17 protein-coding genes are annotated in these 20,978 nt (G+C 72.0%); 16 read left to right on the top strand and 1 reads right to left on the bottom strand.

Features of this window, described 5'->3' with window-relative positions:
- Nucleotides 1-59 precede the first annotated feature (59 nt).
- The 13 genes from ABZ497_RS01115 to ABZ497_RS01055 all read left to right on the top strand — a co-directional run bounded on the left by ABZ497_RS01115 (nt 60) and on the right by ABZ497_RS01055 (nt 14,741).
- A complete protein-coding gene (locus tag ABZ497_RS01115) occupies nt 60-1,625 on the top strand; it encodes a UDP-N-acetylmuramoyl-L-alanyl-D-glutamate--2,6-diaminopimelate ligase (RefSeq protein WP_359802552.1) in 1,566 nt (521 codons plus the stop codon).
- The gene (gene murF / locus ABZ497_RS01110; protein ID WP_329487258.1) at nt 1,622-3,025 is read left to right on the top strand and encodes a UDP-N-acetylmuramoyl-tripeptide--D-alanyl-D-alanine ligase; all 1,404 of its coding nucleotides are present in this window, start codon (nt 1,622-1,624) and stop codon (nt 3,023-3,025) included. The genes ABZ497_RS01115 and murF overlap by 4 nt, the downstream gene beginning before the upstream one ends.
- On the top strand, nt 3,025-4,086 hold the full coding sequence (gene mraY / locus ABZ497_RS01105; RefSeq protein WP_329487257.1) for a phospho-N-acetylmuramoyl-pentapeptide-transferase: 1,062 nt from the start codon (nt 3,025-3,027) through the stop codon (nt 4,084-4,086). Before murF ends, mraY begins: the two co-directional genes overlap by 1 nt.
- A complete protein-coding gene (gene murD / locus ABZ497_RS01100) occupies nt 4,083-5,516 on the top strand; it encodes a UDP-N-acetylmuramoyl-L-alanine--D-glutamate ligase (RefSeq protein WP_359802548.1) in 1,434 nt (477 codons plus the stop codon). The genes mraY and murD overlap by 4 nt, the downstream gene beginning before the upstream one ends.
- 152 nt (nt 5,517-5,668) lie before the next feature.
- Entirely contained in the window at nt 5,669-7,057 is a 1,389-nt protein-coding gene (ftsW, locus tag ABZ497_RS01095) for a putative lipid II flippase FtsW (RefSeq protein WP_352287125.1), read from the top strand.
- A gap of 6 nt (nt 7,058-7,063) precedes the next feature.
- Nucleotides 7,064-8,170: an undecaprenyldiphospho-muramoylpentapeptide beta-N-acetylglucosaminyltransferase gene (gene murG / locus ABZ497_RS01090; RefSeq protein WP_329487255.1), complete on the top strand. Its 1,107-nt coding sequence runs from the start codon at nt 7,064-7,066 to the stop codon at nt 8,168-8,170.
- Nucleotides 8,171-8,225: 55 nt separating this feature from the next.
- Nucleotides 8,226-8,969, top strand: coding sequence for an FtsQ-type POTRA domain-containing protein (locus tag ABZ497_RS01085; RefSeq protein WP_359802544.1), 744 nt, complete (start codon nt 8,226-8,228; stop codon nt 8,967-8,969).
- A gap of 363 nt (nt 8,970-9,332) precedes the next feature.
- The gene (gene ftsZ, locus ABZ497_RS01080) at nt 9,333-10,544 is read left to right on the top strand and encodes a cell division protein FtsZ (RefSeq protein WP_329487253.1); all 1,212 of its coding nucleotides are present in this window, start codon (nt 9,333-9,335) and stop codon (nt 10,542-10,544) included.
- Between the two features lie 3 nt (nt 10,545-10,547).
- Nucleotides 10,548-11,282 (top strand): peptidoglycan editing factor PgeF, encoded by a 735-nt coding sequence (pgeF, locus tag ABZ497_RS01075; protein WP_359802541.1) that lies wholly within the window; start codon nt 10,548-10,550, stop codon nt 11,280-11,282.
- A complete protein-coding gene (locus ABZ497_RS01070; protein ID WP_329487251.1) occupies nt 11,279-12,067 on the top strand; it encodes a YggS family pyridoxal phosphate-dependent enzyme in 789 nt (262 codons plus the stop codon). Before pgeF ends, ABZ497_RS01070 begins: the two co-directional genes overlap by 4 nt.
- Before the next feature lie 305 nt (nt 12,068-12,372).
- A complete protein-coding gene (sepF, locus tag ABZ497_RS01065) occupies nt 12,373-12,972 on the top strand; it encodes a cell division protein SepF (protein WP_329487250.1) in 600 nt (199 codons plus the stop codon).
- A 93-nt stretch (nt 12,973-13,065) separates the two neighbouring features.
- Nucleotides 13,066-13,347, top strand: a complete 282-nt coding sequence (locus ABZ497_RS01060; protein WP_148645520.1) for a YggT family protein — start codon at nt 13,066-13,068, stop codon at nt 13,345-13,347.
- 59 nt (nt 13,348-13,406) lie between these two features.
- Entirely contained in the window at nt 13,407-14,741 is a 1,335-nt protein-coding gene (locus ABZ497_RS01055; protein ID WP_359802536.1) for a DivIVA domain-containing protein, read from the top strand.
- 193 nt (nt 14,742-14,934) lie between these two features.
- Here ABZ497_RS01055 and ileS read toward each other — a convergent pair whose 3' ends face one another.
- On the bottom strand, nt 14,935-18,063 hold the full coding sequence (gene ileS / locus ABZ497_RS01050; RefSeq protein WP_359802533.1) for an isoleucine--tRNA ligase: 3,129 nt from the start codon (nt 18,061-18,063) through the stop codon (nt 14,935-14,937).
- A gap of 605 nt (nt 18,064-18,668) precedes the next feature.
- Here ileS and ABZ497_RS01045 point away from each other — a divergent pair.
- The 3 genes from ABZ497_RS01045 (at nt 18,669) to ABZ497_RS01035 (ending at nt 20,977) form a co-directional block, all read left to right on the top strand.
- Nucleotides 18,669-19,175 (top strand): TraR/DksA family transcriptional regulator, encoded by a 507-nt coding sequence (locus ABZ497_RS01045; RefSeq protein WP_359802530.1) that lies wholly within the window; start codon nt 18,669-18,671, stop codon nt 19,173-19,175.
- A gap of 197 nt (nt 19,176-19,372) precedes the next feature.
- Nucleotides 19,373-20,005, top strand: coding sequence for a signal peptidase II (lspA, locus tag ABZ497_RS01040; RefSeq protein ID WP_359802993.1), 633 nt, complete (start codon nt 19,373-19,375; stop codon nt 20,003-20,005).
- A 33-nt stretch (nt 20,006-20,038) separates the two neighbouring features.
- The gene (locus tag ABZ497_RS01035) at nt 20,039-20,977 is read left to right on the top strand and encodes an RluA family pseudouridine synthase (protein WP_329487246.1); all 939 of its coding nucleotides are present in this window, start codon (nt 20,039-20,041) and stop codon (nt 20,975-20,977) included.
- Nucleotide 20,978: the final 1 nt, after the last annotated feature.

Below are 20,978 nucleotides of genomic sequence, written 5' to 3'. Positions count from 1 at the left end.
ACGGCACGGCGAGGGCCCGGTTTGGCCCTGGACGCCCTTCGGCGGATAGCCTGCCCGCCGTGCCGAAACCCGATCAAATCACCGTGAGCCCGCCCCGCCCCGCCGGGGTGAAGGCCCTGCCGCTCGCCGAGCTGGCCCGTCTGCTCGGCCTCGCGCCGGTCGAGGGGGGCCCGGTCACCGGCGTCACCCACGACTCCCGCGCGGTGCGCCCCGGCGACGTCTACGTGGCCTTCCCGGGCGCCAACCACCACGGCGCGGCCTTCGCGGCCCAGGCCGCGGCCGCCGGCGCGGTGGCGCTGCTCACCGACCCGGCCGGTGCCGAACAGGCGGCCGGCAGCGGTCTGCCGTCGCTGGTGGTCGACCGGCCGCGGGCCCGGATGGGCGAACTGGCCGCCGCGGTCTACGGCCGCCCCGCCGACCGGCTGCTGATGATCGGGCTGACCGGTACCAACGGCAAGACCACCACCTCCTACCTGGTCGAGGGCGGTCTGCGCGGCGCCGGGCACAGCCCCGGCGTGATCGGCACCGTCGAGATGCGGGTCGGCGACGAGCGGATCAAGAGCGAGCGCACCACCCCCGAGGCCACCGACCTGCACGCGATCCTCGGCGTGATGGGGGAGCGCGGCGCGGACGCGGTGACCATGGAGGTCTCCAGCCACGCGCTGGTCTTCGGCCGGACCGACGGCGTCGTCTACGACGTCGCGCTGTTCAACAACCTCACGCCGGAGCACCTCGACTTCCACCCGGACATGGAGGACTACTTCCAGGCGAAGGCCCGGCTCTTCCAGCCCGGCAAGTCCCGGCTCGGCGTGGCCAACCTGGACGACGCCTACGGGCGCCGGCTGGTCGCCGAGGCGAAGATCCCGGTCACCTCGTTCTCCGCGACCGGTGCGGCCGAGGCCGACTGGCGCGCGGTGGACGTCCAGCTCGGCCCGATCGGCTCGACCTTCCGGGTGCTCGGACCGGACGGCGCCGAGGCCGACGCGTCCGTCCCGCTGCCGGGCCCGTTCAACGTCGCCAACGCGCTGGCCGCGATCACCGTGCTGGTGACCGCCGGGCTGCCGCTGGAGCAGGTCGTCGCCGGGATCGCCGAGGTGCCCGGGGTGCCGGGCCGGCTGGAGCGGGTGGACGCCGGGCAGCCGTTCGTCGCGGTGGTCGACTACGCCCACAAGCCGGACGCCCTGCGCGCCGTCCTCGCCTCGCTGCGCGAGGTCACCAAGGGCCGGCTGCACGTCGTGGTGGGCTGCGGCGGCGACCGCGACCCGCACAAGCGCGCCCCGATGGGCGCCATCGCCGCCGAGCTCGCCGACACCGCCCTGCTGACCAGCGACAACCCGCGCAGCGAGGACCCGTTGGCGATCCTCGCCACCATGCTCACGGGCGCCGCCTCGGTGCCCGAGGCCGAGCGCGGCGCCGTCCTGGTCGTGCCCGACCGGGCCGAGGCGGTCCACCTCGCGGTGGCCCGCGCCCAGGCCGGTGACACCGTGCTGGTGGCCGGCAAGGGCCATGAGCTCGGCCAGTACGTAAGAGACGAGATCCGCCCCTTCGACGACCGGGAGGTACTGCGGGACTCGATCACGCGGACCACGGCCGCCCGGGGCACCGGAGGAGTAGAGCAGCCGTGATCGCACTGACCCTCGCCGAGGTGGCCGCAGCCGTCGGAGGCACCCTGGACGGCGCCGACCCCGACACCCCGGTCACCGGCCCGGTCGAGGTCGACTCCCGCAAGGTGCGCCCCGGCTGCCTGTTCGCGGCCTTCGCCGGCGAACACGTGGACGGCCACGACTATGCCGAGAAGGCGGTCGCCGCCGGCGCCGTCGCGGTGCTGGCCGCCCGCCCGGTCGGGGTGCCCGCCGTCCTGGTCGACAGCGTGGTGGACGCACTCGGCAAGCTGGCCCGGGCGGTGGTGGCCCGCGCCGAATCCACCACCGTGGTCGCGCTGACCGGCTCGGCCGGCAAGACCAGCACCAAGGACCTGATCGCCCAGCTGCTCCAGCGGCTCGGCGACACCGTCTACCCGCCCGGCTCGCTCAACAACGAGATCGGGCACCCGATGACGGCGCTGCGGGTCGAGGCCGGCACCCGGCACCTGGTGATGGAGATGGGCGCCCGGCACAAGGGCGACATCGAGTACCTCACCTCGATCACCCCGCCCCGGATCGGCCTGGTGCTGAACGTCGGCACCGCCCACGTCGGCGAGTTCGGCTCCCAGCAGGCGATCGCCGAGGCGAAGGGCGAGCTGGTCGAGGCGCTGCCGGCGGACGGTGCGGCGATCCTCAACGCCGACGACCCGCTGGTGCGCGCGATGGCCTCCCGCACCAGGGCCCGGGTGGTGTACTTCGGGGAGTCCCGCGAGGCGCACGTCCGGGCACAGGATGTTCGCCTGGACTCCACCGGACGGCCATCGTTCACGCTGACCACCCCGGCCGGTTCCGCACCCGTGCAGCTGCGCCTGTACGGTGAGCACCACGTCTCGAACGCCCTCGCCGCCGCAGCGGTGGCGGTGGAGCTCGGGATGTCCGTCGATGACACCGCCGAAGCGCTGAGCGAGGCGGGTGCGCTGTCCCGCTGGCGCATGGAGGTCGTCGACCGGGCCGATGGTCTCACCGTCGTGAACGACGCCTACAACGCGAACCCCGACTCGATGCGGGCCGCGCTGCGGGCGCTGGTCTCGATCGGAGGGCGCGGCCCGGAGCGCCGCCGCACCTGGGCGGTGCTCGGCGAGATGCGGGAGCTCGGCGAGGACAGCCTGGCCGAGCACGACGCCATCGGGCGGCTCGCGGTACGGCTGGACGTCACCAAGCTGGTGGCGGTCGGCGGACGCGAGGCGGCCTGCATGGAACTGGGCGCTAGGAACGAAGGTTCGTGGGGTGAGGAGTCGGTGCTGGTGTCCGACGCGGACGCGGCGGTCGAACTGCTGCGCAGTCAGCTTCGGCCGGGGGATGTGGTCCTGGTGAAGGCTTCCCGTTCGGTGGGGCTCGAGAAGGTGGCCGAGGCACTGCTCGCGGACGGTGCGGCCGAGTAATGAAGCAGATCCTCTTCTCCGGCATGATCGGCCTCGTCCTCTCGCTGCTCGGGACCCCGGCCCTGATCAAGCTGCTCGCCAAGCGCGGCTACGGCCAGTACATCCGCGACGACGGCCCCAAGGCGCACCACAGCAAGAAGGGCACGCCCACCATGGGCGGCATCGCCTTCATCCTGGCGACGCTGATCGCCTACTTCGCGACCAAGGCGATAACGGGCGACTCGCCGACCGCCTCCGGTCTGCTGGTGCTGTTCCTGACGGTCGGTCTGGGCCTGGTCGGCTTCCTGGACGACTACATCAAGGTCGTCAAGCGCCGTTCGCTCGGCCTGCGGGCCAAGGCCAAGCTCTTCGGCCAGTCGTTCGTGGGCCTCGCCTTCGCGATCCTCGCGCTGCAGTTCAGCGACGACCGCGGGCTCTCCCCGGCCTCCCAGCACCTCTCCTTCGTCCGGGACTTCGGCTGGTCGATCGGCCCGGTGCTGTTCGTCATCTTCGCGTACTTCATGATCGCCGCGATGTCGAACGGCGTGAACCTGACGGACGGTCTCGACGGCCTGGCCACCGGCGCCTCGGTGATGGTCTTCGGCGCCTACACCTTCATCGGCGTCTGGGAGTACGGCCAGAGCTGCGCCTACGCGATCTCGGCCACCTCCAGCTGCTACGACGTCCGCGACCCGCTGGACCTCGCGGTGGTCGCCGCCGCCCTGATGGGCTCCTGCTTCGGCTTCCTCTGGTGGAACACCTCGCCCGCCAAGATCTTCATGGGTGACACCGGCTCGCTCGCCCTCGGCGGCGCCCTGGCCGGTCTGGCGATCTGCTCGCGCACCGAGCTGCTGCTCGCGCTGCTCGGCGGCCTCTACGTGATCATCACCCTCTCGGTGATCATCCAGGTCGGCTCCTTCCGGATGACCGGCAAGCGGGTCTTCAAGATGGCCCCGCTGCAGCACCACTTCGAACTCAAGGGCTGGACCGAAGTCCTGATCGTGGTCCGGTTCTGGATCATCCAGGGCCTCTGCGTGGCCGTCGGTCTCGGCCTCTTCTACGCGGGATGGGTGACGGGATGACCGGACCGGTGTGGGCCGGACTGCCGGTCGCCGTCGCCGGCCTGGGCGTCTCCGGCATCAGCGCCGCCCGGGTGCTGCACGGCCTCGGCGCGCTGGTCACGGTCGTGGACGGCGGCTCCGGCCCGGGCCTGGAGGCCCGCGCCGCCGAGCTGCGGGCACTGGGCGTCACCGTCCGCCTCGGCGACGGCGACAGCCTGCCCGAGGGCACCCGGCTGGTCGTCACCTCGCCGGGCTGGCCGCCCAGCAGCCCGCTGTTCGCCGCCGCCGAGGCGGCCGGCGTCGAGGTCTGGGGCGACGTCGAACTGGCCTGGCGCCTGCGCGCGCCGCTGGCGTCCACCGGCGAGCCGGCCCCCTGGCTGGCCGTCACCGGCACCAACGGCAAGACCACCACCGTCCAGATGCTCGCCTCGATCCTCACCGCCGCCGGCCGGCGCACCGCCGCAGTCGGCAACGTCGGGGTCTCGGTGCTGGACGCGGTGCTCGCCGAGGAGCCGTACGACGTGCTCGCCGTCGAGCTCTCCAGCTACCAGCTGCACTGGGCGCCCTCGCTGCGCCCGTACGCGGCGGCCGTGCTCAACCTGGCACCCGACCACCTCGACTGGCACGGCTCGATGGAGGCGTACGCCGCCGACAAGGGCCGGATCTACGAGGGCAACGTCGTCGCCTGCGTGTACAACCTGGCCGACCCGGCCACCGAGGCGCTGGTCCGCGAGGCCGACGTCGAGGAGGGCTGCCGGGCGATCGGATTCGGCCTCGGCTCGCCCGGCCTGTCGAACCTCGGTGTCGTCGACGGCCTGCTGGTGGACCGCGCCTTCGTGCCGGACCGGGACAAGAACGCCGCCGAGCTGGGCTCGGTCGCCGACGTCCACCCGCCGGCCCCGCACAACATCGCCAACGCGCTCGCCGCCGCCGCCCTCGCCCGGGCGTACGGGGTGGACGCCGCGGCCGTCCGGGAGGGGCTGCGGGCCTTCCGCCCGGACGCCCACCGGATCGCCGAGGTCGGCGTGGTCGCCGGGGTCACGTACATCGATGACTCCAAGGCCACCAACACCCATGCCGCCGCGGCCTCGCTGGCCGCGTACCGGCCGGTGGTCTGGATCGCCGGCGGGCTGGCCAAGGGCGCCGCGTTCGACGACCTGGTCCAGGGCGCGGCCGAGCGGCTGCGCGCCGTGGTGCTGATCGGCGAGGACCGCGGGGTGATCCGGGACGCGCTGGCGCGACACGCGCCGGATGTCCCGGTGATCGAGGCGGCCGAGGGCCAGACTGGCGCGGTGGCGATGACCGAGGTGGTCCGTACGGCCGCGTCACTCGCCCGATCGGGTGACACGGTGCTGCTGGCCCCGGCCTGCGCCTCGATGGACATGTTCACCAACTACGGCGAGCGCGGCGACCTCTTCGCCGCGGCGGTCCGGGAGCTCGCGGACAGCTGACGGCCGGCCGGCCGGCCCGTTCGCCCGGACGCCCGACTCGGCTCATCCGCCCGTGCACGGCGGCCCGTCCCGTTCGAACGGACGTCCGGCTCGGCCCGCCGACCGGTGCACGGGCGAGCGAGCCGAAGGGGCGCGCCGAGCCTCGATAAGGAATGAGGGGCAGCGTGGTGGCGGGGCAGGGCAGGGAGGGCGGTTCCGGTACGCCGGGAAAGGGCTCCGGCGATCCGTGGCGGGTGCTCTCGGCGACCACGACCGCCTACAAGTCGGCCGGCCCGTTGGCCCGTCTGCAGGCCTTCCGGGCCCGTCTGCGGTACACCCTGGACCGGCCGCTCACGCCCTATCTGCTGATCATCGGCGCGACGCTGCTGCTCGTGGTGCTCGGCCTGATGATGGTCTTCTCGGCCTCGCAGATCCTCGCGCTGGGCCAGCACCGGTCCACCCAGTTCTACTTCTTCAAGCAGCTGGTCGCGGTGCTGCTCGGCTTCTCGCTGCTGGTCGGCTTCGCGCTGGTCCCGGTGGCGGTGCTCCGGGTGATCGTCTACCCCGTGATGTTCGGCGTGATCGGTGCGCTCGCGCTGGTCGCGATCCCCGGGGTCGGGGTGGAGGTCAACGGCAACCGGAACTGGCTGGATCTGGGCTTCTTCCAGTTCCAGCCGTCCGAGTTCGCCAAGCTCGCGCTGGTGCTCTGGGGGGCCGACCTGCTCGCCCGCAAGCAGCGGACCGGCACCCTCGACCAGTGGAAGCACCTGCTGGTCCCGCTGGTGCCGGGCGCGCTGCTGCTGCTCGCGATGATCATGCTCGGCGGCGACATGGGCACCTCGATGATCCTGGTCGCCATGCTGTTCGGCCTGCTCTGGATGGTCGGCGCCCCGATGCGGCTGTTCGTCGCCACCCTCGGCGTCGCCGTCGTGGTCTGCACCGCCCTGGTGGTCACCGTCCCGCACCGGGCCGAACGGCTCTCCTGCATCGGGGTGACCAAGCTCGACCCGGCCGGCGCGTGCTTCCAGGCGCTGCACGGGGTGTACTCGTTCGGACTGGGCGGTCTGTTCGGTTCCGGCCTTGGCGCCGGCGTCGAGAAATGGGGCCAGCTCCCGGAGGCGCACACCGACTTCATCTTCGCCACGACGGGCGAGGAACTCGGTCTGGTGGGGACGCTGTCGGTGATCGGTCTCTTCGCGGCACTAGGCTACGCGGGTATCCGTGTGGCCATCGGTACGAAGGACCCCTTCGTCAGGTACGCCGCGGGGGCCGCCACCACGTGGATCATGGCGCAGGCCGTGATCAACCTGGGGTCGGCACTGGGACTGCTGCCCATCGCGGGCGTCCCGCTCCCGCTGTTCTCCTACGGCGGTTCCGCCATGCTGTCGGCCATGTCCGTGATCGGTGTGCTGCTGTGCCTCGCGCGCAGCACCTCGGGCGCGAAGGCGGCCCTGGCCGCCCGGAGCAAGAACTCCCGGATCAGGAGACGACTGGCCCGGGTGCTGCCACGACGACGAACCACAGCGCGCCCGGCCCCGGTGCCGGCACGCAGGGAGCGGTGAATTTCGGTGCATGTCGTACTCGCCGGCGGGGGGACCGCCGGTCACATCGAGCCGGCCCTCGCCCTCGCGGACGCCCTCCGCAGGCACGACCCGTCCATCGGGATCACCGCCCTGGGCACCGAGCGCGGCCTGGAGACCCGGCTGGTGCCCGAGCGGGGCTACCACCTGGAGCTGATCCCGGCCGTTCCGCTGCCCCGCAAGCCCACCCCCGAGCTGATCACCGTCCCGGGCCGGCTGCGCGGCACCGTCCGGGCCGCCCAGGAGATCATCGAGCGGGTCAAGGCGGATGTCGTGGTCGGCTTCGGCGGCTACGTCGCGATGCCGGCCTACCTGGCCGCCAAGCGGGCCGGGGTGCCGATCGTGGTCCACGAGGCCAACGCCCGGCCCGGCCTGGCCAACAAGATCGGTGCCCGGTACAGCGACTTCGTCGCCGTCTCCACGCCGGACAGCAAGCTGCGCGACTCCCGGTACATCGGCATCCCGCTGCGCCGGACCATCGCCACCCTGGACCGCAACGCGGCCCGGCCGGAGGCCCGGCACTACTTCGGCCTCGACCAGCGGCTGCCCACGCTGCTGGTCTCCGGCGGCTCGCAGGGCGCCCGCCGGCTCAACGAGACCGTCACCGCCATCGCGCCCCGGCTCCAGCAGTACGGCGTGCAGATCCTGCACGCGGTCGGGCCGAAGAACGAGCTGCCGCAGGTGGACGACATCCCCGGGATGCCGCCCTACCGCGCCGTGCCGTACGTGGACCGGATGGACCTCGCGTACGCCGCCGCCGACCTGATGCTCTGCCGGGCCGGCGCCATGACGGTGGCCGAGCTGGCGGCGGTGGGCCTGCCGGCCGCCTTCGTCCCGCTGCCGATCGGCAACGGCGAGCAGCGGCTGAACGCCCAGCCGATGGTCAAGGCCGGCGGCGGGCTGCTGGTCGACGACGCGGAACTGACCCCGGAGTGGGTCCTGCAGAACGTCCTGCCGGTGCTCACCGACCCGCAGCGGCTCTGGGACATGAGCCGGGCCGCCGCCGAGTTCGGCCGCCGGGACGCCGACGACCTGCTGGTCGGCATGGTCTACGAAGCGATCGAGGCCGCCAGGGGTGGCCGCCGCCGTGGCTGACGGTCGGCCCGCCGATCAACCCCCGGCCTCCGGCCGGGGGTACCCGCGGGAGGAGGTGGAGTTCGGGGACGAGGAGTACTCGCCCCGGCTCCGGCTCTCCCGGCGGGGCATCGCGGTGCTGGCCGCGCTCGGCGCCTCGGTGCTGGGCGGGCTGGCCTGGCTGGTCTTCCTCTCCTCGGCCCTGGACGTGCGCAGCGTCGCGGTGCAGGGGGCGCAGGACGACCGGCTGACGGTCGACCAGGTCCGCGCGGCGATCGGCACGGTCGGCGCCGGCCCGCTGGCCCGGGTCGACCTGGACGCCGCCACCCGGCGGGTGGAGGCGATCCCGCGGGTGGCCCGGGCCGAGGTCTGGCGGGGCTGGCCGCACACCCTGCGGGTGAAGATCACCCAGCGCACCGCGGTGGCCGCCGTCAAGGGGGACGACGGCAGATTCACCCAGGTGGACGCAGGTGGCGTGAGCTTCGCCACCGAGGACGCCGCCCCGGCCGGAGTGCCGGTGGTCGAACTGCGGCTCAGTCAGCAGGCGAACGACGCGGCCGGGGTGATTTCCCGTCCGCAGTTGGTCCAGGGGGCGGTGGCGGTCGCCGCCGGGCTGCCCGCCGAGGTCCGGCAGCGGGCCGGGGCGGTGCTGGTGCACTCCTACGACGACATCCAGCTGCAGCTCGGCGGGGGTGTCACGGTCCGCTGGGGGAGTCCGGACCAGATCGATCGAAAAGCCCGGGTGCTGGTGGCACTGATGAGTCAGAAGGGTACGAACTTCGACGTCAGTGCGCCGGACGCGCCGGCGGTGTCGGGATGATCCGGTAGGTTCTCTCCCTGGGGGAGGGGTTGACGCCTTTCGGTGACGGCCCGACCCTTGGTGGTCACCCCGGTTTCATAAGCTGGTTGATGATCACATAGGCTCAAAAGAAAAAGGGAAGCTCGGCGTGTTCGTTGAAACACGTGCCCGGGGCCACCTAGTGTCCTGTGTCACCAGACTGTGCTTCCTGGTGATGTGACGGAGGCACAGCACTAACCCTAAACGTCAAGTTTAGGGTTGGGGTCGGCGGTCGGCATTTCGGACATTCAGTCAGAAACCAGGCTCCCTACCCATCGACATCCGTCGGTACGGCACCCCACCGGGGCCGGCCGACCCGGAAATTCGAGGCGAGAGGCCTTCGACGTGGCAGCACCGCAGAACTACCTCGCAGTCATCAAGGTTGTCGGCATCGGCGGCGGTGGTGTCAACGCCATCAACCGGATGATCGAGGTCGGTCTCAAGGGCGTCGAGTTCATCGCGATCAACACCGATGCGCAGGCCCTCCTGATGAGCGACGCCGACGTCAAGCTCGATGTGGGCCGTGAACTCACCCGGGGCCTCGGCGCCGGCGCCAACCCCGAGGTCGGCCGCAAGGCCGCCGAGGACCACCGCGAGGAGATCGAGGAGGTCCTCAAGGGGGCCGACATGGTCTTCGTGACCGCGGGCGAGGGCGGTGGTACCGGCACGGGCGGCGCGCCGGTCGTCGCCAACATCGCCCGCTCGCTCGGCGCGCTGACCATCGGCGTGGTCACCCGCCCCTTCACCTTCGAGGGCCGTCGCCGCGCGAACCAGGCCGAGGACGGCATCGCCGGCCTGCGCGAAGAGGTCGACACCCTCATCGTGATCCCCAACGACCGCCTGCTGTCCATCTCGGACCGCCAGGTCAGCGTGCTGGACGCGTTCCGCTCCGCCGACCAGGTGCTGCTCTCCGGCGTCCAGGGCATCACCGACCTGATCACCACCCCCGGTCTGATCAACCTCGACTTCGCGGACGTCAAGTCCGTCATGTCGGAGGCCGGTTCGGCGCTCATGGGCATCGGTTCGGCCCGGGGCGAGGACCGCGCCAAGGCGGCCGCCGTGATGGCGATCTCCTCGCCGCTGCTGGAAGCCTCGATCGACGGCGCCCGCGGCGTGCTGCTGTCCATCTCCGGCGGCTCCGACCTCGGCCTGTTCGAGATCAACGAGTCCGCCCAGCTGGTCAGCGAGGCCGCGCACCCCGAGGCCAACATCATCTTCGGTGCGGTGATCGACGACGCGCTCGGCGACGAGGTGCGGGTCACCGTGATCGCGGCCGGCTTCGACGGCGGCCAGCCCCCGGCGATCGTCCGCGACCCGGTGGTCAAGGCCACCCCGGCCACGCCGCCGCCGGCCGCCCCCGAGCGTCCGGCGACCCGGCCCTCGTACGGGAGCATCGGGTCGGTGACGGCCCGCTCCGAGGGCGACGCCCCGGCGCGTTCGACGGAGAGCCCGGCCACCACGACCGCCGCTCCGGTGCCGCCGCAGGTGCAGCCGGCCCGCCAGCCGTACGTGGAGAGCCCCGCCGAGGAGCTCGACGTGCCGGACTTCCTGAAGTAAGCAGTGGTCGATCACGCAGTACGCAACGGTGCTCACTTCGCCTTCACCGACCGGTGGGGCGGGGTGAGCACTTCGCCGTACGGGGAGCTGAACCTCGGCGGCGCGGTGGGGGACGACCCGGCCGCCGTCCGGCGCAACCGGGCGATCGCGGCCGGCGCGCTGGGCCTCGACCCGGCGGACGTGGTCTGGATGAACCAGGTCCACGGCGCGGAGGTGGCCGTGGTGACGCGGCGCCAGTCCGCGGGGGAGGCGCCGACCGTCGACGCGGTGGTCACCGACCGGCCGCTGGCGCTGGCGGTGCTGACCGCGGACTGCACGCCCGTCCTGCTGGCCGATCCGGTGGCGGGCGTGGTGGGCGCGGCCCACGCGGGCCGGCCCGGCCTCGCGGCCGGGGTGGTGCCGGCGGCGGTCCGGGCGATGGTGGAACTGGGCGCCGAGCCGGGGCGGATCGCCGCCGCGACCGGGCCCGCGGTCTGCGGCCGCTGCTACGAGGTGCCGGCGGAACTGCGTGCGGAGGTGGCCCGGCTGGTGCCGGCCGCGCACGCCGAGACCTCCTGGGGCACCCCGGCCCTGGACGTGCCGGAGGGAGTGGCGGCGCAGCTGACCGCTGCGGGCGTCACCGAGTTGGTGCGATCATCGGTCTGCACCCTCGAATCCGCCGATCACTACTCCTATCGCCGCGAGCGGCGCACGGGCCGGCTCGCGAGCTACGTCTGGTTGGGCTCTGATCACTCATGACGAACGACATCTACGGACCGTTCCCGGGCGGTGCGGATTTCCTCGCCGCCCTGACGCCGGGCCAGCGGGCCCGGTACGAGGAACTCGGGACCAACCTCGACGTGGTCGAACGCCGGATCGCCGACGCCTGCGCGGCCGCGGGGCGGGCGCGTGACGAGGTGCGGCTGATCGTCGTCACCAAGACCTACCCGGCTCAGGACAGCGCACTGCTGGCCGCACTGGGCGTCACCGACGTCGCGGAGAACCGCGACCAGGACGCGGCGCCCAAGGCGGAGCAGTGCAGAAACCTTCCGCTGGACTGGCACTTCGTCGGCCAGCTGCAGACCAACAAGGTCCGCTCGGTGGTCCGGTACGCGAACCACGTGCACTCGGTGGACCGGCCGCGGCTGGTGGAGTCGCTCTCCGCGGCGGTGCTCAAGGCCGAGCGGCCCGAGCTGGGCTGCCTGGTGCAGGTCGCGCTGGAGAAGGAGCACGGCGAGGGCGAGGGCCGGGCCGGGGCGACCCCGTCGGAGGTCGAGGCGCTGGCCGACGCGATCGCCGACGCGCCCGGGCTGCGACTGGACGGTGTGATGACCGTCGCTCCGCTCTCCGGTCCGCTCGCCGGCGATCCGGCCCGGGCCTTCGAGCGGTTGACGGAAATCGCAACCGCCGTACGGGCGGCCCATCCTGCTGCCACCATGGTTTCCGCAGGAATGAGCGGTGACCTGGAGCAGGCCGTTGCCGCCGGGGCGACACATGTGCGCGTCGGAACGGCGGTACTCGGAGTGCGGTCACCCCTCGGGTAACGTCACCGGGTAGTAGATCAGACTGCAGGACAAAATAGGACAGAAGCTAGCAGCTTTCCAGAGCGCTGGCGAACCGTGGATCGTAGCTCCGCGGCCCCCACCCACGAGTTCTGACCGGCCGTCGGCCCGTCGGCTCGTCGTGGGCGGACCGCGGAATCCGCAGCCGGGGCCGGACGGCCCGGCCGTCGGTACGGAGCGCCGGTCCACCACGGAGCGGGCAGGGCGAGCGACCATCGAGAGGCGCGCGTTCGCGAAGCGACCACCGCGCGGACAGCGAGGTGGGCATGAGCGGAGGAGACAGGAGCATGGCCGGCGCAATGCGCAAGATGGCGGTCTACCTCGGCCTCGTGGAGGACGAGACGTACGACGGCCAGGGGTACGACCCCGACGACGACTACGACGCGGACCCCGAGCCGATCCGAACGGGGCGGACGGAGGACATCCCCCGGCCCGCCGCGGCACCCGCCCCGGTCTCCTCGATCACGCCGCAGCCGGTCCCGGCCGCGGTCCCGATCCGCCAGGAGACCCCGAGGATGGCCCCAGTGTCGTCCATCACACCCGAACGCCGCCACAACCTGGAGAAGAGCGCCCCGGTGATCATGCCCAAGGTAGTGAACGAACGAGAGCCCTACCGCATCACCACGCTGCACCCCCGGACCTACAACGAGGCCCGTACGATCGGGGAACAGTTCCGTGGCGGGACCCCGGTGATCATGAATCTCACCGAGATGGACGACACCGATGCCAAGCGGCTCGTAGACTTCGCCGCTGGACTCGTCTTCGGTCTGCACGGCAGTATCGAGCGCGTGACACAGAAGGTGTTCCTGCTGTCGCCTGCTAACGTCGATGTCACGGCGGAGGACAAGGCTCGGATCGCCGAGGGTGGGTTCTTCAACCAGAGCTGACCCGGCCACGACTTTACGTGTGGATCTGATCGACAGTGAGTTAGTGACAGGCGGCACGGCCGTAGGGCCGAGAACCGGGGAGAGGGAAGCGCGATGGGGATCGTGTGGGCGGTGCTCTATTACGCGCTGACCGTCTTCCTGGTGTTCCTGCTTGTGCGGCTGGTGATGGACTGGGTCTTCCAGTTCGCACGTTCGTGGCGGCCCGGCAAGGCCATGGTCCTGGTCCTGGAGGCCACGTACACTGTCACGGATCCGCCGCTCAAGCTTCTTCGGCGGTTCATTCCGCCGTTGCGTCTCGGGGGCGTGGCGCTCGACCTGTCCTTCTTCGTACTGATGATCATTGTGTATGTCCTGATCTCGCTTGTGCGGCCCTAGTCGTAGGTGAGCGATGCGACAGGATGCCGGTGTGCCGACGATCACGTTGAGGTGAAGAGATGCCATTGACCCCCGAGGACGTTCGGAACAAGCAGTTCACGACCGTCCGCCTGCGCGAAGGCTATGACGAGGACGAGGTCGATGCCTTCCTCGACGAGGTCGAGGCGGAGCTGACCCGCCTCCTCCGCGAGAACGAGGACCTGCGCGCCAAGCTGGCCGCCGCGACCCGTGCCGCCGCGCAGAACCAGGCCAACATGCGCAAGGAGCCGCCGCAGGACTCGCGTCCCGGCGCCCCGGTGCCGGCCGCCATATCCGGCCCGCCGGTGCCCGGGCAGCAGCAGGGCCCCGGCCCGCAGCAGATGGGCGGCCCCGGCGGTCCGCAGCAGATGGGCGGCCCGCAGCAGCAGCAGCAGATGGGCAACCAGCCCCTCGGCCTGCCGTCCGGTGCCCCGCAGCTCCCGTCCGGCCAGGGCGGCCCGATGGGCGGCCAGCAGCAGCAGATGAACCAGACCATGGGCGGCCAGCAGCAGCTGGTGCAGCCGATGGGCGGTCAGATGCTCCAGCCCATGGGCGGTCCGGGTGGCCCGCAGCAGATGGGCAACCCGATGGGCCAGGGCATGGGCCAGCAGCAGATGCAGCAGATGGGTGGCCCGATGGGCCAGCCGCAGCAGATGGGCGGCCCGATGGGCGCTCCGATGCAGCAGCAGCAGGGCCCCGGCGGCGACAGCGCGGCCCGCGTGCTGGCGCTCGCCCAGCAGACCGCGGACCAGGCGATCTCGGAGGCCCGTTCCGAGGCCAACAAGATCGTCGGCGAGGCGCGCAGCCGGGCCGAGGGTCTGGAGCGCGACGCCCGTGCCAAGGCCGACGCCCTGGAGCGGGACGCGCAGGAGAAGCACCGCGTCGCGATGGGCTCCCTGGAGTCCGCGCGGGCCACGCTGGAGCGCAAGGTCGAGGACCTGCGGGCGTTCGAGCGTGAGTACCGCACGCGTCTGAAGTCCTACCTGGAGACCCAGCTGCGCCAGCTGGAGTCGCAGGCGGACGACTCGCTCGCTCCGCCGCGCATCCCGGCCACCGCCTCGCTGCCGCCGGCCGCGTCGTCGATGGCTCCGGCCGGTGCGTCCGCGATGAGCGGGGGTGCTCCGGGCTTCGGTGGCAACCAGCCGTCCTTCGGCGGGAACCAGCCCTCGTTCGGCGGCCAGAGCTCCTTCGGCGGCAACAACGGTGCGCCGAGCTTCGGCGGGCAGTCCTCCGGTGGCAACTCCGGTGCCCCGCAGATGCAGCCGGCCGGGATGACGCAGCCGATGGCCGCCGTCCGCCCGCAGCCGCCGCAGCCGATGCAGCAGGCGCCGGCGCCGATGCGCGGTTTCCTGATCGACGAGGACGGCGACAACTGAGGTTGTAGCCAGGCATTTCGAGGGCGCCCCTGCCGTGACTTCCGGGTCATGACGGGGGCGCCCTCGTCGGTGTGCCCGCCCGGGTGAGCGCCGGTGCGACCGGGCGCCGGGGCGCGGGCTCCGGAGACGGCGAAGCCGCCGCCACCCCGGGTGGGGCGGCGGCGGCTTCGCCGTGCGGGTCGGGCCGTGCGGGTCAGGCCTTGCGGAGCCGGAAGGTCAGGCCGAGGCCCTCGTCCGAGAAGGTCTCGGACTCCCAGTCGGCGGCGCCCGCCGCGAAGTCGGTGGCCAGCACCTCCTCGGCGACCAGCGAGCCGTGCTCGGTGATCGCCTCGGTGGTCTCGTCGGAGGCGGCCTGCCAGCGCAGCACGATCCGGTCGGAGACCTCCAGACCGGAGTTCTTCCGGGCCTCCTGGATCTGCCGGATCGCGTCGCGGGCGATGCCGAGGCGCTTGAGCTCCGGGGTGATGGCCAGGTCGAGGGCGACGGTGGCACCGGACTCGTTGGCGACCGCCCAGCCCTCGCGCGGGGTCTCGGTGATGATCACCTCGTCCGGGCCCAGCTCGATCCGCTCGCCGTTCAGCTCCACCCCGGTGCTGCCGGTGGCGCGCAGCTCGGCGGCGAGCACCGCGGCGTCGGCGGCCGCGACCACCTTGGCCACGTCCTGCACGCCCTTGCCGAAGCGCTTGCCGAGCGCCCGGAAGTTCGCCTTGGCGGTGGTGTCGACCAGCGAGCCGCCGACCTCGGCCAGCGACTCCAGGGTGGAGACGTTGAGCTCCTCGGCGATCTGCGCGCGCAGGTCGGCCGGCAGCTCCTCCCAGCCCTGGGCGGCGATCAGCGCGCGGGAGAGCGGCTGACGGGTCTTCACGCCGGACTCGGCGCGGGTGGCCCGGCCCAGCTCGACCAGCCGCCGCACCAGCGCCATGTGGCGCGAGAGGTCGGCGTCGATCAGCGCCTCGTCGGCCTCCGGCCAGCCCGCCAGGTGGACCGAGGCTGGGGCCTGCGGGGCGACCGGGACGACAAGGTCCTGCCAGATCCGCTCGGTGATGAACGGCGTCAGCGGGGCCATCAGCCGGGTGACCGTCTCCAGCGCCTCGTGCAGCGTGGCGAGCGCGGCGGCGTCGCCCTGCCAGAAGCGGCGGCGGCCGCGGCGGACGTACCAGTTGGAGAGGTCGTCGACGAAGCCGGAGAGCAGCTTGCCGGCGCGCTGGGTGTCGTACGCCTCGAAGGCCGCGTCGACCTCGCGGACCAGGGTGTTCAGCTCGGAGAGCACCCAGCGGTCCAGCTGCGGCCGCGCCGCCGGGGCCGGGTCGCTCGCGGACGGCGCCCAGCCGGAGGTACGGGCGTACAGGGCCTGGAAGGCGACGGTGTTCCAGTAGGTGAGGAGGGTCTTGCGGACCACTTCCTGGATGGTGCCGTGGCCGACCCGGCGGGCCGACCAGGGCGAACCGCCGGCCGCCATGAACCAGCGCACCGCGTCCGCGCCGTGCTGGTCCATGAGCGGGATCGGCTGCAGGATGTTGCCCAGGTGCTTGGACATCTTGCGGCCGTCCTCGGCCAGGATGTGGCCCAGGCAGACGACGTTCTGGTAGCTGCTCCTGTCGAACACCAGGGTGCCGACGGCCATCAGCGTGTAGAACCAGCCGCGGGTCTGGTCGATCGCCTCCGAGATGAACTGCGCCGGGTAGCGCTTCTCGAAGAGCTCCTTGTTCTGGTACGGGTAGCCGTACTGGGCGAAGGGCATCGAGCCGGAGTCGTACCAGGCGTCGATCACCTCGGGCACCCGGGTGGCGGTGCCGGAGCACTCGCGGCAGGCGAAGGTGACGTCGTCGATGTACGGGCGGTGCGGGTCCAGGCCGCTCTGGTCGGTGCCGGTGAGCTCGGAGAGCTCGGCCAGCGAGCCGACGCAGGTGAGGTGGTTCTCCTCGCAGCGCCAGATCGGCAGCGGGGTGCCCCAGTAGCGGTTGCGGCTGAGCGCCCAGTCGATGTTGTTGTTCAGCCAGTCGCCGAAGCGGCCGTGCTTGACCGTCTCCGGGTACCAGTTGGTGGCCTCGTTCTCGCGGATCATCGCGTCCTTGACGGCGGTGGTCCGGATGTACCAGGACGGCTGCGCGTAGTAGAGCAGCGCGGTGTGGCAGCGCCAGCAGTGCGGGTAGCTGTGCTCGTACGGCAGGTGGCGGAAGAGCAGGCCGCGCTCCTGGAGGTCCGCGACCAGGGCCTCGTCGGCCTTCTTGAAGAACTGGCCGCCGACCAGCGGGACCTCGGGCGCGAAGGTGCCGTCGGCGAGCACCGGGTTGACCACCGGCAGGCCGTAGCGGCGGCAGGTCGCGAGGTCGTCCGCGCCGAAGGCGGGGGACTGGTGGACGATGCCGGTGCCGTCCTCGGTGGTGACGTAGTCGGCGTTGAGGACGTAGTGCGCGTCCTCGATCTCGACCAGGTCGAAGGGGCGGCGGTACGCCCAGCGCTCCATCTCGGCGCCGGTGAAGGACTCGCCGGTGGCCTCCCAGCCCTCGCCGAGCGCCTTGGCCAGCAGCGGCTCCGCGACGACCAGCCGCTCGGTGCCGTCGGTGGCCACCACGTAGGTGACCTCGGGGTGGACGGCGGCGGCGGTGTTGGAGACCAGGGTCCACGGCGTGGTCGTCCAGACCAGCAGCGCGGCCCCGCCGGCCAGCGGGCCGGAGGTGAGCGGGAAGCGGACGAAGACCGAGGGGTCGACGACGGTCTCGTAGCCCTGGGCCAGCTCGTGGTCGGACAGGCCGGTGCCGCAGCGCGGGCACCAGGGGGCGACCCGGTGGTCCTGGACCAGCAGGCCCTTGTCGAAGATCTGCTTGAGCGACCACCAGACCGACTGGACGTAGGACGGGTCCATCGTCCGGTAGGCGTCGTCGAGGTCGACCCAGTAGCCCATCCGGGTGGTGAGCTCGGTGAAGGCGTCGGTGTGGCGGGTCACCGACTCGCGGCACTTGGCGTTGAACTCGGCGATGCCGTACGCCTCGATGTCCTGCTTGCCGGAGAAGCCCAGCTCCTTCTCGACGGCCAGCTCGACGGGGAGGCCGTGGCAGTCCCAGCCGGCCTTGCGGGCGACGTGGTAGCCCTTCATCGTCCGGTAGCGGGGGAAGACGTCCTTGAAGACGCGGGCCTCGATGTGGTGGGCGCCGGGCATGCCGTTGGCGGTCGGCGGGCCCTCGTAGAACACCCACTCGGGGCGGCCCTCGGACTGCTCCAGGCTGCGCTGGAAGATCTTGCTGTCCTGCCAGAAGGAGAGGATCTGGTGTTCGAGGGCAGGCAGGTCCACCTGCGCGGGGACGGCGTTGTAGGTGGTCATCGCGGTGTCAAACCTCCGGCGGATATCGGCTGGATCCGACGGAGGGACGAGACGGCGAGCCGCCCCGCGGTACCACCCTCCTTGGCCGCGGTGCTGCTGCGACCCTCTTGTTTGGGCTTGCTGCCGGTTCTACCGGGCCGCTGGGCTGACCAGCGGCCGTTCTTCCGGCGGCTCCGGGGTGATCTTCCCGCCGCGCACACCCCCGGGCTCGCACCGTCCCCGGGTCGCTGGTGGCTGCGTACGTCGGTACTCGTCCCATCTGCGCCTTGCCGGCCCAGTCTATCGGCAGCCGCAAGTCGGTTTGTCCGCCGCCGCGACGGCGCGCGGAGGCGGTTAGGCGGAGGTGTTCTGGGCACAACTCAGGTCAGCGCGCGGGGCGGGGCGGTTGTGACGGCTGCCTGGGTGGGATCATTGTGAGGCGTCGGTATGTCATGTTGTGACCGGTTTTGATGGGGATTATCGTTCCGGCACTGGAGGCCGCCGGGAACCGGCGGCTCGATTCGTTCGTAGATGGGGTCGAAGCCATGGCTGATGAGGCAACCGGCGCGGGTACCGCCACCAAGCGGGCCCGCAAGGCCGTGGCAGGCGAACCAGGGGAGGGGACCGTGACCACTACCGCACGGCACAAGACCAGCAACGATTCCGCGCTCGTGGCCCCCGGCCGCACCCGCACCCCCGCCGCGGCGGTCCGCGGCGGCGGCGCGGAGGCCGTGGACCCGGCCGAGCTTCCCGTCCGCCCGGGCGAGGACCCGTGGACCTCGCAGGAGGTGCACGAACTACACGCCGAGCTGATCAGCGAGCTGGACCGGCTGCAGAACGAGATCGGCGCCGCCGAGGCCGCGATCACCGGGCTGATGCGGGACTCCAACGACGGAGCCGGCGACGACCAGGTCGACGCCGGTACGAAGAACATCTCGCGGGAGAGCGAGCTGGCGCTGGCCAACAACGCCAGGGAGAGCCTCGCGCAGGTCGAGCGGGCCCTGGGCCGACTGGAGGGCGTCGGCTTCGGGACCTGCGAGTCCTGCGGCCAGGCCATCGGCAAGGCCCGCATGCAGGCCTTCCCCCGGGCGACGCTCTGCGTCCAGTGCAAGGCCAAGCAGGAACGCCGCTGACCGGGGCGACGCGGGGGGTCGGGCTTGCCGTACGCTCGACCCCGTAACGTCGCCTGACTCGTCGAGGTCGGCGACCACCGGCCCACTCTCCCCCGACCTTCGGCCCCGGGGGACCCTCATCGGCAGCGGAGCGGATCATCAGTACGCAAGGTTCCCCCCAGACGCGGGACGAGTCCGTCCCGACCCCCGCCGAAGCCCTGGAGGAGGCCGTGGCCGAGCCCGGTGAGGTGACCGCTCCGGTCGAGCAGGAGGCATCGAAGGGGCGCCGGCGGATCGGTGTCCTGCTGGGCGTCGCGCTGGTCGCCTTCCTGATCGACCTGGGGACCAAGCTGCTGGTGGTCGCCCGCCTGGAGAACCACGCGGCGATCAAGGTGATCGGCGACGTGGTGACCTTCCAGGTGATCCGCAACTCCGGCGCCGCGTTCGGCATGGGCCAGGCGCTGACCATCGTCTTCACCGTGATCGCGGCGTCGGTCATCGTGGTCATCTGGCGGATCGCCCGCCGGCTGTACAGCCTCCCCTGGGCGATCGCGCTCGGGCTGCTGCTCGGCGGGGCGCTGGGCAACCTGACCGACCGGCTGTTCCGCTCGCCGAGCGCCTTCCGCGGCCACGTCGTGGACTTCATCTCCGTCCAGCACTTCGCCGTCTTCAACCTCGCCGACTCGGCGATCGTCTGCGGCGGCATCCTGGTGGTGCTGCTCTCCTTCCGCGGCAGCAACCCGGACGGCACGGTCCACCAGCCGGCCGGCAAGGACGCGAGCGGTAAGGACGGGGTGGCAGGGGCGGCCGGGGGCGACGCCGACGGGGACCGGCCCGGCCCGACCGCGTAAGGGGCGGCTCCCGCGTCCGGCATACTCGTACGGGTGAGTACCGCAGCGCAGATCCGCAGCCTCCCCGTACCCGACGGCCTGGAGGGCGAGCGTCTCGACGCCGCCCTCGCCCGGATGTTCGGTTTCTCCCGGACGAAGGCCGCCGAGTTGGCAGCCGACGGCAAGGTGACGCTCGACGGCGCCCTGGCCGGCAAGTCGGACCGGGTCACCGCCGGCTCCTGGCTGGAGGTCGAGATCCCGGCCCCCGCCGCGCCCGTGCGGATCGTCGCCGAGCATGTCGAGGGCATGCGCATCGTCCACGACGACGAGGACATCGTGCTCGTCGACAAGCCGGTCGGCGTCGCCGCCCACCCCAGCCCCGGCTGGACCGGTCCGACCGTGATCGGCGGCCTGGCCGCGGCCGGCTACCGGATCTCCACCTCGGGCGCCGCGGAGCGCCAGGGCGTCGTGCACCGGCTCGACGTGGGCACCTCCGGGCTGATGGTGGTCGCCAAGTCCGAGCGCGCCTACACCGACCTCAAGCGCCAGTTCCACGACCGGGTGACCGAGAAGAAGTACCACACGCTGGTGCAGGGCCACCCGGACCCGATGAGCGGCACCGTGGACGCGCCGATCGGGCGCCACCCCAGCTCCGACTGGAAGTGGGCGGTCATCCAGGAGGGCAAGCCCTCCGTCACCCACTACGACCTCATCGAGGCCTACCGGGCCGCCTCGCTGCTGGACATCAAGCTGGAGACCGGCCGGACCCACCAGATCCGGGTGCACATGTCGGCGCTGCGCCACCCCTGCGTGGGCGACCTGACCTACGGCGCCGACCCGACGCTGGCCAAGCGGCTCGGGCTGACCCGGCAGTGGCTGCACGCGGTCTCGCTCGCCTTCGAGCACCCGGCCGACGGCGAGTGGGTGCAGTTCGGCAGCGAGTACCCCGAGGACCTGCGCAGGGCGCTGGACATCATCTCGGCGGAGAGCTGAC

It is taken from the genome of Kitasatospora sp. NPDC005751, from assembly GCF_040630835.1.
GTDB lineage: Bacteria > Actinomycetota > Actinomycetes > Streptomycetales > Streptomycetaceae > Kitasatospora.
Note: the sequence above shows the minus strand (reverse complement) of the source record. Positions and strands in the feature narration are given on the sequence as shown.